General features: G+C 64.9%; 10 protein-coding genes. 5 read left to right on the top strand and 5 right to left on the bottom strand.

The genetic code is table 11. The features are described 5' to 3' along the window. Positions 1-153 precede the first annotated feature (153 nt). The 4 genes from CH302_RS18235 to CH302_RS18220 form a co-directional block, all read right to left on the bottom strand. Entirely contained in the window at positions 154-1,140 is a 987-nt protein-coding gene (locus CH302_RS18235; RefSeq protein WP_037195907.1) for a hypothetical protein, read from the bottom strand. Between the two features lie 537 nt (positions 1,141-1,677). Continuing rightward, complete coding sequence (locus tag CH302_RS18230) at positions 1,678-2,169, bottom strand: flavin reductase family protein (protein ID WP_037195909.1); 492 nt, start codon at positions 2,167-2,169, stop codon at positions 1,678-1,680. A gap of 148 nt (positions 2,170-2,317) precedes the next feature. Then, positions 2,318-4,639 (bottom strand): VanW family protein, encoded by a 2,322-nt coding sequence (locus CH302_RS18225; protein ID WP_037195910.1) that lies wholly within the window; start codon positions 4,637-4,639, stop codon positions 2,318-2,320. Positions 4,640-4,867: 228 nt separating this feature from the next. After that, positions 4,868-6,172, bottom strand: a complete 1,305-nt coding sequence (locus tag CH302_RS18220) for a PucR family transcriptional regulator (RefSeq protein ID WP_303396308.1) — start codon at positions 6,170-6,172, stop codon at positions 4,868-4,870. Positions 6,173-6,320: 148 nt separating this feature from the next. Between CH302_RS18220 and CH302_RS18215 the strand changes: the two genes are divergently transcribed. The 5 genes from CH302_RS18215 to CH302_RS18195 are packed head-to-tail and all read left to right on the top strand — an operon-like array spanning position 6,321 to position 11,120. After that, complete coding sequence (locus tag CH302_RS18215; RefSeq protein ID WP_230596523.1) at positions 6,321-7,142, top strand: ABC transporter ATP-binding protein; 822 nt, start codon at positions 6,321-6,323, stop codon at positions 7,140-7,142. After that, complete coding sequence (locus CH302_RS18210; RefSeq protein WP_037195914.1) at positions 7,132-7,854, top strand: ABC transporter ATP-binding protein; 723 nt, start codon at positions 7,132-7,134, stop codon at positions 7,852-7,854. Before CH302_RS18215 ends, CH302_RS18210 begins: the two co-directional genes overlap by 11 nt. A gap of 26 nt (positions 7,855-7,880) precedes the next feature. Beyond that, positions 7,881-8,759, top strand: a complete 879-nt coding sequence (locus tag CH302_RS18205; protein ID WP_037195915.1) for a branched-chain amino acid ABC transporter permease — start codon at positions 7,881-7,883, stop codon at positions 8,757-8,759. 1 nt (position 8,760) lies between these two features. Beyond that, the gene (locus CH302_RS18200; protein WP_037195917.1) at positions 8,761-9,804 is read left to right on the top strand and encodes a branched-chain amino acid ABC transporter permease; all 1,044 of its coding nucleotides are present in this window, start codon (positions 8,761-8,763) and stop codon (positions 9,802-9,804) included. Continuing rightward, the gene (locus CH302_RS18195; RefSeq protein WP_037195919.1) at positions 9,801-11,120 is read left to right on the top strand and encodes an ABC transporter substrate-binding protein; all 1,320 of its coding nucleotides are present in this window, start codon (positions 9,801-9,803) and stop codon (positions 11,118-11,120) included. Before CH302_RS18200 ends, CH302_RS18195 begins: the two co-directional genes overlap by 4 nt. 134 nt (positions 11,121-11,254) lie before the next feature. Here CH302_RS18195 and CH302_RS18190 read toward each other — a convergent pair whose 3' ends face one another. Continuing rightward, the gene (locus CH302_RS18190) at positions 11,255-12,598 is read right to left on the bottom strand and encodes an acetyl-CoA C-acetyltransferase (RefSeq protein WP_052048116.1); all 1,344 of its coding nucleotides are present in this window, start codon (positions 12,596-12,598) and stop codon (positions 11,255-11,257) included. Positions 12,599-12,648 lie beyond the last annotated feature (50 nt).

The raw sequence follows: 12,648 nt of genomic DNA, 5'->3' as shown, positions 1-12,648 counted from the left end.
GAACAAACGCGCGCGCGTTTGCCAGAGTTGCGGAGTGCGAACCCCCGGGCTACCGCAAATGCGCGCGCGTTTGTCCGTGTTGCGGAGTGCGAACCCCCAGGCTGCCGCAAATGCGCGCGCGTTTGTCAGATGCGCGCGCATTCTGCAGGATTTTCAGGCAATTTCACGCGCGTTCGGCAGATGCGCGCGCGTTTGTCGGCCGCACGGCGTTCCCCGCACGCTCCCCCGCGGTGGCGGCAGGGCTGCAGCCCTCTCCACAGCTCGGGCTACGCGTGCCACCAGCTCCGCCGGATTCCCCAGGTCTGCCCAGGTCCAGCGCACCACGGGATAGCCGAGATCGCGCATCGCGTCCTCCCGCACCTTCTCCCTGAAGACCACGTCGCCGGGGTTCTCATCCTGCCGTAGGTACTTGGTGTACTTGGCTTTACCATCGAACTCGCAGACGACGACGCCATTGACAAGCCAGTCGATCCGCGCCAACGATCGTCCGTCCGCATCCAGGATCTCCACCTGCGACTCGACGTCGAATCCATTCTCGCGCAGAATGATTCGACTCTGAGATTCGCCGGGGTTTTCGCTCCGCCCGTCCATGAGGGCCACGGCTCGTCGCGCCTGCGCCACACCTTTCCATCCCCGAGCACGCTGCAACTCCGCGTCGAGGTCCTGCGGATCGCAGCGCTTCAGAGCCGAGTCACCTGCGATCACCGCCGACAGAAGGGGCTCAGTACGGGCAAGGTCGACAACCGTCCGCGCCAACGAGGTCGCGGGAATTCCGTCGACGGTCGCGTACGGCACCCACGGCGCACAGTGCACGATCACCGCCGCGTTCGCGCGACCTCCGCCGCGGCGATATCGGGTGACGTGGACCTTGTCGAATCCGCCAGTGGGTAACGGCAATCCGTGCAGTAGCGCCGCCGAACGGTGACTCACTGCGCTGCCCTCGGCCATCGTCGGAAATATGGCGTCGATCAACAGCCGATGGCGCTCCCGCTCCGAAAGGCCGGCAAGCCTCGACGACGGCACGTAGACGCCGTTCACCAAACGCTCCCATCCCTCGCGTTCGTACAGCGCCCGCAACTCGTGATCGGCGTGGCCATCGGCAAGCGCCTCCGAGCGTCGCACCATTCGATCATCCTTCATCCTGCGAGTCTCGACTAGGCGCGCAACGACTCCGGGACGAAAGTAGCCACCTGTGCACAACTTCGGACCTGTGGATGAATACAGGTACGGGGGTACCAGTTCGCCACGCCGTCCGTCGCACAAACGCGCGCGCATTCGTCAGGTGCGCGCGGATTCGCCCACGATCAGGCCACCATTTCGCGCGCGTTCAGCAAACGCGCGCGCGTTTGCGGAATCCTGTCGAGCCGAAGCAGACGAGCGGGGACCGGGGAACCGGGGAACCGGGGAACCGGGGAACCGAGAAAACAAGGGAACAGGTCGACGGCGCATCGTATTGCGGGCCGACCCGACGAAGCGTCGAAGGCCGAATCGAACGCCGGTCCCACAAACGCGCGCGCATTCGTCAGGTGCGCGCAGAATCGCTCACGATCTCGCCGCTATTTTGCGCGCGTTCAGCAAATGCGCGCGCGTTTGCGTAGCTCGGGGAGCCGAATGCGGAATCCTGGGGCCGGGCAGAACAGGGCCGGACCGAACAGGCCCAACGAAGTCGACCAGCAGCTACTGCTGAAGTTTGCGGAACTTGCTGCCGTGGAACACGATTGGGTTCACTTCGCTCTGCACGTCCAGGGAATGTATGCGCAGCAACACTATTGCGTGGTCACCCGCGGGGATTTGCTGCTCGATGGTGGTGTCCAGCCATGCGGTGGCACCGACGATGAAGGCTGCACCCCCGTCGGTGACGGTGAGATCGAGGCCGGCGAACCGGTCACCGGTCTTGGCTGCCAGGGTACGGACGGCGTCGTTGTGCGCCTCACCGAGAACGCTGACGCCGATGTTGGGTGCCAACTCGAGTTTCGGCCATGTCGTCGACGTGTTCTGGATGCACACCGCCACCAGTGGTGGGTCGATGGACACCGATACGAAGCTGCTGGCCGCCAAGCCCACCAGGACGCCGTCGATCTTCGCGGCGATCGCGACGACGCCGCTCGGGAACTGCGCGTACGCCTCACGAAGCGTCTGCTGATCGAGGACGGTGCGTGTGAGCGCCATGGACGAAGCTCCCTTTCGATCTCGTGGTGCACCCCCGCGTGGGCACAGTTCTATCGGGTGAACACCTACTGCAAGCAAACACCCGAACGGGCGGTGACGCCACAGTCCGAATCGACGTGATTCGAATGGCCACCCGGCGGTTGCGTCGTCACTCGTCTTCGTCCGGTTCCGGGGCAGGGTCCGCTGCGGGTGCCGGAGCAGGATCCGGGCGATCGGGCTGGACGCACCGGACGATGGGGATCGGGTCGTACTTCACCGTTCTGGTGTTCCGCGAAATCTCCCTGCCCGACGCGGCATCGCTGATCACCCTGGTGTCGCTGGCAGTGAATCCTTGGCCTCCACCGGACGCAACGCAGCCTGCGCCTGCGGGCAGTGTCACCGTGTTCGGTGAGGTGAAATTGGTTCGCGAACCGGTGATCGATTCGACGTCGACCGTTTTCGTTCCCCACAGTCGGACGGTGACGCTGGACGAGTCGGCGAACGACTGGATGACCACGCCGGTGTCGTTCGGGTTGGTGAACTTCAGGTCGATGGCACCTTCGAAGACCGTCGCCTCGCGCGCCTCGGGGTATCGGCTGATGTAGTAGCTGTGTTCGGTGTGGTCGGTGTCTTCCATGCCGCCGAAGTACGACGCGTTGTACAGCGTCGTCGCGAACTGGCTGATGCCGCCGCCGACGGCGCGATCGGGACGACCGTTGTCGATGATCCCCGACTCCACGAAGCCCTGCGCGCTGCCTCGGGGACCGGTGTACCCGTTGAGCGAGAACGTTTCTTTCGGCTTCACGAGCGCACCGTTCACGATCTGCGCCGTCAGCCCGATGTTGACGCCCGACGCGTACTCGAACCCGCCGGTGGTGTACTCGGCGATCACTTCTCGGACACCGAGATTCTGCGCGGCTTCGGTGGTGAGAGCGGGCGGGGCCGGTTCGTAGATCGCCTCGGTGGTGCGGGGTCCGTCCGCGGACAGCAGCGCGGGCAGCTGCTCGAGAGTCTTGCGCCACTCCACCAACTCGCCCATCTCACCGGGGACGACGGTCGGGGCACCGCCGGAGAAGGTGAACGACGCGTCCGTCGGCGGTACCTCGGTGCGCACGAGTTGCGGCGCGAGAATGCCTGTGGCGACGTCGGTGTCGTAGATCGGAGTCAGTCCGCCCTGGCCGTCCGGGTCGAAGCGCAGAACCTCGCCCACACGATCCGTCGGAAGGATCGCGTCGACGTTCTGCCTGCCCGCTACGGTCACCGGTGCCTCCACCGCAGGAACGGCGATGTCGGCGAACGCCCGATCCACGGCCTCCTGAGTCACCGTGACGGGTGTTGTTTCGTAGACCGCTTCCGTTGCGCCCGAGGCCCATTCGGCCTGCAGGTTTCGACGCGTCCCGTCGGCGTCGAGTACCCGGCCGGACAGCGGCGCAACGGCAATCGGTGCGCTGCCGTCGAACACGACGTCACCTTCGACAGGATCACGGTCGGTCTCGACGCGCAATCCGTCGACGGCAGCAGTGAGGGCTTGCTCGTCCGTGGTCGACACGACGCCGATCTCGCGGCTGCCGAACAACGACGTCAGACGAGTGATCGGATTGATCGGCTGCGATCCGGCGCGGTCGAGCGTCGCGTTCCAGTCCACACCGAGACCGGCAGCGGCAGGCAGTACCTCGACCTGCCGATCGCCGACGTCGACCGACACGGGCTGCTCGGCACGAGCCCCCAGCTCCGAGCGCAGGAGAGCTTCGGCGTCGGAGTGGCTCTTACCGCCGACCTCGATCCCGGCGACGGTGACGCCGCGGGGCACTCGATCGCTGGAGGTGATCCAATCCGCCGCGTACAGCAGCGTGAGAACTGCAACCACCGCGCCGGTTCCGATCGCGATCTTCCGCCACGGCGGCACGAACCCGGACCCGTCGGCGGGCGGCGTTGCGCCGTCCTCCGGCGGAATCACAGGTGGTTGGACCGGCGACTCGGATTCGGGAGAAACAACCGTCTCGGTAGGAGCATCGGTATCAGCAGGAACATCGGCGTCGGCAGGAGCAACGGTGTCAGCGGGAACCACTGGCTGCGCGGGAACAACTGGCTGCGCGGGGACAACTGGCTGCGCGACGGTCGGCGACTCGTCGGCTACGGGCGGCTGCTGCGGGGCCGTGATCGGATCGGGCTGGGCGTCCTCCGGGACGACGGCTGCGGCGTGGGCTTCGGTGGCCTCTGCATCGTCGACGGCCGGATCTGCGGTAACCGGATCGGTGTCCTCGGACTCGGGCTCAGCGGTGCCGGCTTCCGCCTCCAGTGCCTGGTCAGGCTCTGTTTCCGGAACCTGCTCCGTTTCCGGAACCTGCTCGGCCTCGGATGCATGCTTCGAATCGGTCGCCTCGTCGCGGATCGCACCGAAGACCTCGGTGGGAGCGTCGTACGGCGGTACGTCGGGTTTCGGTTCGGCACCGTTGGGTGCGTCACCCGACCTACTGTTGCCCTCGCTCACGTTCGACCCTTCCAGGACCACCGTTGGTTGTTGTTCCGCCCTTCTGCACGGCGTACCCCTCGCACGAGCTTACGCAAACCGAACGGTGACGCTCACTCGGAGACCATCGGCACAGAAACGAGAAAGGCCCCGCGCTGCTGCCGGGTCGGGGGTCAGGCAGCAGCACGGAGCCACTCGGAATATAGGCACACCGCACCACGCCGTTACACCGACTTCGAAATTGTCTCGTCAATTCATTCGGTTGAATGATCCACGGGGTGTCGAACTGTCCCCTTGCCCGACGGCTCGGGTCCAATGTCCCGTTCTGACCAGTGCCAGCGTGAGCAAGAGCCGATCTCGCGGATCGGTCAGATCTTGCCCGGTCAACTCCTCGATTCGGTGGACCCGGTAGATCACGGTGTTCCGGTGGCAGTAGAGCGCCTTGGCCGCGTTGGTGGGCGAACCGTCCGACGCGAGCATGTGCGCCAGGGTGTCGAGCAGCGTTCCTCGATGTGGCTCCGGGTGCGTCCACAGTTTTCCCAGAGCGTGACGCACCAGCAACTCCGACGATCGATCGTCGGCCGCCATGATCACGCGGGGCAGTCGGTCCGTCGCCAAGGCCACGCCGCTGTCTTCGGTGATGGTCTCGGCCGTCAACGCCGCGAGGCGATACGCCGCAGCGAACGACGACAGACCCTCCGGCGAATGCGCAACACCCACCGGCCCGACGGCCCGAGCAGCGAGAGCGTCGACGACGGAGTTCCACGATCCCGTTCCGAGTGCGACGAGCGCGAACTGGTGGCCGTCCCTGGTGTTCCAATGCGAGACCGCACCGATCTGATCCAACGCGTCCTCGGGTGCCGGGAGCGGCGGCGACCCCTGATCGTCGAGCGGGCCGACGACACACGCGATCTGCTGCGAGGCCGAAAGACCAAGGGTGGCACGTGCTTCCATGACGAACGCCGGATCACCGCCTCGCCCCGATCGTAGGCCGTCGAGTATCACCAGAACGTTGGCGAGATCGCGCTGCTGCATCCGGGCGCTTTCCTGCCGGTATGCCTCGACGAGGGTTTCGTACTGACTGTCGAGTGCGCGCCACAGCTGTTGACCCGCCACGAGCAGTAGATGCTCGTCGATGCTGGTTCGACACTGCTCGCGCTCGAGCATCAACTCCTCCCACAGCGTCCGACTCCCCAGCGTGTACGCCTTGAGCACCAATTCCATCGGAATCCCCTGGCGTGCACGCTCTCTGCCGGTACGACGCCACACCTCGCGCGCGTTGTCGCCCGCGGCGGGCAGCCCCGACAGGGTGCGGAGACCTTGATTGATGTGCTCGCGAGTGCTGCGACGAATTTCGCCTGCGATGTCCGGAGTGGAGCTGGCCAGGTAGGCGGGCTCCTGCTCGATCAACGCCAGCGTGATGGAGTCCGCGATCGAATCCGCTCGTGAGGTCAGTGCTGCCCACGCGCGTCGGATCTGTTCCTGGTCGGAGTCCGTCACCGCTCCGCGAGCAGCGGAACGCGTCGATGCGCGTCGACCATCGGGGGCACCCACCTGCACAGTTTTGCGCACTGAGCCCACATGACAGGTCGATTTGACCGTTATTGGTGCCCAGGGACCCAAACATTCTGTGCGCAGTGCCCATATCCCCCGTTGTGCGAAACGCACCATAGTGAACGCAACAGATTGTGAGGTGGATCACTTGAATTCTCTCGACACGAAGGACCCGGTCCTCACCATGACGGACGTCGAGGTGTCCTTCGGCGGAATCGTCGCGCTGTCCGGAGTCAGTCTCGAGGTGCGACCCGGCGAAGTCCTCGGCGTCATCGGGCCCAACGGTGCAGGCAAGACGACTCTGTTCAACGTTGCGTGCGGACTCGTTCGTCCCCAATCGGGGACACTCGGACGACTCGGCCAACCGTTGACCCGGCTACGACCGCACGACCTTCCCCGGCTCGGCATGAGCCGAACCCTCCAGGGACTCGGACTGTTCGATCGGATGACGGTTCTGGACAACGTCATGGTCGGTGCCGACCGAACAGCACACACCGGAATCCTCGCCGGCCTCCTCGGCCTACCGTCGAGTGCCTCCGACGACGCTGCGGTCCGCTCCACCGCGATGGCAACCCTCGAACGCCTGCGGATCGACGGCTATGCGCACCGATTGCCACCGAGCCTGCCGTACGCGGTGCGCAAACGCGTCGCACTCGCACGCGCCCTGGTGAGCGAACCGACACTGCTCCTGCTCGACGAACCCGCCTCGGGTCTGTCCAGTGACGAAATGAGCGAACTCGGCGACGAGATCCGTTCTCTCGCAGTTTCACCCACCGGTTCCGAGCCGGCAGGACCCGCAACATCGGTCATGCTCGTCGAACATCACATGGATCTCGTCATGAGTGTGTGCGACCGAATCTACGTGCTGGATTTCGGCAAGGTCATCGCACAGGGAACACCCGACGAGATTCGCGAGGATCCTGCCGTGCTCGCTGCATATCTCGGAAACGAAGTGGCACATGAAGACTGACGCGGCGCACCTGACGATCACCGATCTGACCGTTCGCTACGGCCCGGTCACCGCCCTCGACTCGGTGTCGATGACCGTCACGGCCGGAGCCGTCACGGCCGTACTCGGCGCGAACGGAGCAGGGAAGACGACTCTGCTGCGCACCATCTCGGGATTGCTGAAACCGGTGTCGGGGAGGATCGAACTCGCCGGGGCCGACATCGTCGGGGTGGCACCGGACCGCATGTCCCGCAAAGGTCTTGCGCACGTTCCCGAGGGCCGGGGTGTGATAGCCGAGTTGACCGTCGACGAGAATCTTCGACTCGGTGCGATGGGACGCAACCGAAGTCACGACGCCGTCACCCTCGACCGCATCTACGACATGTTTCCGCCCCTGACCGGTCGTCGAGCATCCTCGGCACACACTCTGTCCGGTGGCGAGCGGCAGATGCTCGTGATCGGCCGAGCGCTGATGGCGACACCGTCGGTGCTTCTGCTCGACGAGCCGTCTCTCGGACTCGCACCGAAAGTTGCCGCGCAGATATTCGAGACGCTGCGTGCGCTCGTCGACTCCGAGTCGATGACCGTCGTGCTCGTCGAACAGAACGCCCGCAGCGCGCTGTCGATCGCCGAACATGCCGTCGTCCTGGATCTGGGCAAGGTCGCGGTGGAAGGTCCCGCCGACACCTTGGCCGGGGACGACGCCCTCCGACACGCCTATCTCGGGTTCTAGAGCAAGCCGAAAGGACGCCAGCCACAGTGCAACAACTGCTCACCATCCTCATCAACGGCGTGACAACAGGCATGATCTACGCCGCGTTCGCGCTCGCCCTCGTACTCATCTGGCGATCGACCCGCATCGTCAACTTCGCCCAGGCTCCGATGGCCATGATCACCACGTACGTGGCACTGGTCGTCATCGACGCCGGCTACTCGTACTGGATCGGATTCGGAGTCGCGCTTCTGTGCGGCCTGCTGCTGGGAGCCTTGACGGAGCGACTCGTCATCCGATTCGTCGACAGCTCGTCGCACATCAACCCGGTCATTCTCACGCTCGGGTTGTTCATCATCATCCATGCGGTGGCCGCCATCATCTTCGGCAACCAATTCCGGTCCTTCCCTGCACCGTTCGGCCTCACCGGCCAGCGGATCGGCGACGTCAACGTGGCGTTGACCGGATACGACATCTTCAAGATCGTCGCCGTCCTCGTGGTTCTGGGGTTGCTGATCCTATTGTTCCGGTTCACCGATCTGGGACTGAAGATGCGCGCGAGCGCCTTCGAGCAGGAGGTCGCCAAACTCCTCGGAGTACGCGTGAGTCGAATGCTCACTCTCGGTTGGGCTCTGGCCGCAGTGGTCGGGTCGCTGGCCGGACTGCTCATCGCGGGTGGCTCGCTGGTGCATCCGGGCTACATGGACTCGATCGTCGTATTCGGTTTCGTCGCAGCAGTTCTCGGCGGACTGGACAGTCCGGCGGGCGCGGTGGTCGGCGGCCTGTTGATGGGCGTCGGGCTCAGTTTCGTCAGTGGCTATCTCGGTCAGGATCTGGTCTCCAGCGCGGCATTGGTGATCCTGATCGTCGTACTTCTACTGCGACCGAGCGGGTTGTTCGCCGGCTCCGCGGCCAGGAGGGTGTGACATGAACGCAACTCTCACCCGCCTCACCGCAACGCCGGTTCGACGCCACGTCCTCGGGGCCGTCATCGGACTCGTCGTCATCGTGCTCGCCCTCGAATCTCTGAGCACCTTCCGTCAGAGCCAACTCACCTCGGTGGCCTACCTGGCCATCGCGGCCGGAGGTTTGACCGTACTGACCGGGTTGAGCGGCCAACTGTCGCTGGGGCACGGTGCGTTCATGGCGGTCGGTGCGTACACCGCGGCATTGATGTTGCGGGCCAACGATTCGGGATGGTCGGTACCGCTGGTTCTGCTCGCCGCCACCGTGATCTCGGCCGTGGTGGGTGTTGTGGTCGGTGTGGCCGCCGCCCGGTTGCACGGGCCGTACCTGGCCGGTGCGACGCTTGCGCTCGCCGTCGCGGTACCGGGCCTTGCCCTGTACTTCTCGGACTACCTCGGCGGTGAACAGGGACTTGTCGTCCCGGCACCGAAAGTGCCCGAGCTGATCGACGACGTGATGTTCTTCGTCACCGGAAACGAGCTCAGCGGAACGAAATTCGTCGCTTACGTCAGCTGGCTACTGCTGGTGATCGTGTTCTTCCTGTTGGCGAACGTCTCGTCGAGCCGGATCGGACGTCGCTGGCGGGCCGTTCGGGACGACGAGGTCGCCGCCGAGTTGTCCGGTATCGATCTCGGGCGCGCACGCATTCTCGCGTTCGTGGTCAGTGCGGCCTGTGCGGGCGCGGGCGGTGCGGTCCTGGCGATGTCGGCACGAATCGCGGCACCGAGCGGTTTCACCCTGACCCTCTCGCTGACCCTGCTCTCCGCCGTCGTCATCGGCGGGCTCGGAACCCTCTCCGGCGCGCTGATCGGGGCCGTTCTGCTGACCTACATCCCACCGGTGGTCACCAACCTCGGTCTCGATGTGGGGCTGAGCAGTCTGCAATCTGCCGAACTCGCACCACTGGTGACCGGAATCTTCACCGTCCTCGTGATCCTCTTCGCCCCACTGGGTTTGGTGGGCACGTATCGCAAGTTACGTACAACCAGAAAAGGAATGAAATGAAAAAGTTCGGATCGGTGGCGTTCAGAACGACCGCGCTCGTCGCCGTCGTCTCGTTGGCCGCAGCGTGCGGTGCAGGTGGCCGAGAAGAGGCGACGGAATCCTCGGAAGGGTCGACGGTCGGCATCACCGACACTTCGGTGAAGATCGGTGCCCACTTTCCGTTGACCGGGGTCGCAGCGCCCGGATACAGCGAAATCCCCACGGGCGCACAGGCCTACTTCGACTACGTCAACGCCGCGGGCGGCATCAACGGCCGACAGATCGAGTACGTGGTTCGAGACGACTCCTACGATCCGACGACCACTACCCAGGTCGTCAACGAACTGGTCCTCCAGGACGAGGTGTTCGCCGTCGTCGGCGGTCTCGGCACGGCGACCCACAGCGCGGTCATCGACTTCCTCAACGAAGAGGGAGTGCCGGACCTGTTCGTCTCCTCCGGCGCGATCATGTGGGGCAACGATCCGGAGAAGTACCCCAACACCTTCGGCTGGCAGCCCGATTACCAGGTCGAGGGCAAGATCATCGGCGACTGGGTGACGAAGAACCGCCCCGACGCCAAGGTCGGACTGTTCCTCCAGGACGACGACCTCGGCCGAGACAGCGAAGAAGCGGTGCGCCAGTATCTCGACGATCAGATCGTCGAGGTCGTGCGGTACACCTCGGGCAACACCGACGTTGCACCTCAGATCGCGGCCCTGCAAGGTGCGGGAGCAGATCTGATCCTCGGCTTCAACGTTCCCTCTTACACCGCGCTGAGCCAGCTGACAGCCATGCGGCTCAACTACGACCCCGAGTGGTTCTACAGCTCGATCGGTTCCGACGTCGACCTCGTCGGCTCCCTGCTCGGACGCTTCTCCCAGGGTGCGGTCACCGACGGCGCGCAGTCGCTCGAGGGCATGATCTCGCTGGAGTACATCCCGGGCGTCGACTCGCCGGAGAATCCGTGGACCCAGCTGTGGCAGAAGGTCTGGGCGGAGAACGGGACGGGTGACCCCCTGACCAACTACCGCATCTACGGTCTCAGCCAGGCATACGCGTTCGTGCAAGCCCTCGAGGCGGCGGGCGAGAACCCCACACGTGAGGGCATCGTCGCAGCCATCCAGGACGGCGGAATGGACTTCGAGGGACCGCAGTTGGCCCCGTTCCGGTACTCGGAATCGAGCCACCTCGGAATCTCCGGTGCCAGTGTCTTCCAGATCAGAGGCGGCGTACCCGAGTACCTGACTCCGGTGCTGCAGACCGACATCGGGGATTCGGCGGTCGAGGAATACACCGGCGAGGAGTCCACGCCACCGGAAAGCGGCATACCCGGCTGATCACACGAAAAAGGGGCACGCATCATGCGTGCCCCTTTTTCACGTCGTGGTCGGTAGATCCGTCGAACCCCTCGATCGGACGGATCCACCGACCCTCACGTCCCCCGGACTGTGAGCAGCCGAAGCTGCAGTGATCAGCGCTCGATGATCGCCGTGACGCCCTGTCCACCGGCCGCGCAGATCGAGATCAGGCCACGGCCCGAGCCCTTCTCGGCCAGCATCTTCGCCAGCGAGGCCACGATGCGTCCGCCGGTCGCGGCGAACGGGTGGCCCGCAGCGAGCGAGGAGCCGTTGACGTTGAGCTTGCTGCGGTCGATCGAACCGAGCGCACCGTCGAGGCCGAGCCGCTCCTTGCAGTACTCGTCGCTCTCGAAGGCCTGCAGAGTTGCGAGCACCACCGAAGCGAATGCCTCGTGGATCTCGTAGTAGTCGAAGTCCTGCAGCGTCAGGCCGTTGCGAGCGAGCAGACGCGGGATCGCGTAGGTCGGAGCCATCAGCAGACCGTCCTTGAACGATCCGTTGCCGTGGACGTAATCGACTGCAGCGGTCTCGGAATCCACCAGATGCGCCAACACCGGCAGGTTGCGCTCGGCAGCCCACTCGTCACTCGACAGCAAGGCAGCCGACGCACCGTCGGTGAGCGGCGTCGAGTTACCCGCCGTCATGGTGGCGTCGCCCAGCTTGGTTCCGAAGACCGGCTTGAGGGTCGCGAGCTTCTCCACGGTCGATCCCGGACGCAGGTTGTCGTCGCGAGTCAGGCCGAGGAACGGCGTCACCAGATCGTCGAAGAAGCCGCGATCGTACGCAGCCGCCATGTTGTGGTGGCTCGCTGCGGCCAGCTCGTCCTGGTCCTCGCGGCGGACACCGAATTCCTTGGCGGTGATGGCGGCGTGGTCACCCATCGACAGGCCGGTACGCGGCTCGCCGTTGCGCGGGATCTCGATGCCGAGCATGCCGGGACGGACGTTGCCGAGGAGCTTGATGCGATCGCCGGTGCTCTTCGCCCGGTTCAGGGAGAGCAGGAACTCGCGCAGCTCGTCGTTGACACCGATCGGAGCGTCGGAGGTGGTGTCGACACCGCCACCGATGCCGGCATCGATCCGGCCCGACGCGATGGCGTCGCCGACGGCGATGATCGACTGCAGGCCGGTGCCGCAGGCCTGCTGGATGTCGAAGGCCGGGGTGTACGGGCTCAATGCGCTGCCCAGTACGACCTCGCGAGTGAGGTTGAAATCGCGTGAGTGCTTGAGCACGGCACCGGCGGCGACGAGGCCCAGCCGCTCGCCCTGCAGACCGAATCGCGAGACGAGCCCGTCGATGGTCGCGGTGAGCATGTCCTGGTTGGACGCCAGCGCGTACTTCTTGTCCGAACGCGCGAAAGGAATGCGGTTGCCACCGACAATTGCGACCGGTCGTAGCTGCTTGCTTGTCACTGACGTCTCCAAACATCGTGGAAAAAGGCCCTGGTGGAGTTTCATCTTACTGGCGAGTAAGTTGGTTGTCGACACCCGGTCGTGCGCCTCGCTCC

This window comes from Rhodococcus sp. 15-2388-1-1a, from assembly GCF_002259145.1.
In the GTDB taxonomy this organism is placed as follows: Bacteria; Actinomycetota; Actinomycetes; order Mycobacteriales; family Mycobacteriaceae; genus Rhodococcoides.
This window is presented reverse-complemented; position numbering and strand designations above follow the sequence as displayed.

Coding starts and splice junctions, on each gene's coding strand:
- CH302_RS18200 (WP_037195917.1), top strand. CDS start 8,761: ATGAACGCAACTCTCACCCGCCTCACCGCAACGCCGGTTCGACGCCAC.
- CH302_RS18235 (WP_037195907.1), bottom strand. CDS start 1,140: ATGAAGGATGATCGAATGGTGCGACGCTCGGAGGCGCTTGCCGATGGC.
- CH302_RS18195 (WP_037195919.1), top strand. CDS start 9,801: ATGAAAAAGTTCGGATCGGTGGCGTTCAGAACGACCGCGCTCGTCGCC.
- CH302_RS18210 (WP_037195914.1), top strand. CDS start 7,132: ATGAAGACTGACGCGGCGCACCTGACGATCACCGATCTGACCGTTCGC.
- CH302_RS18190 (WP_052048116.1), bottom strand. CDS start 12,598: ATGAAACTCCACCAGGGCCTTTTTCCACGATGTTTGGAGACGTCAGTG.
- CH302_RS18230 (WP_037195909.1), bottom strand. CDS start 2,169: ATGGCGCTCACACGCACCGTCCTCGATCAGCAGACGCTTCGTGAGGCG.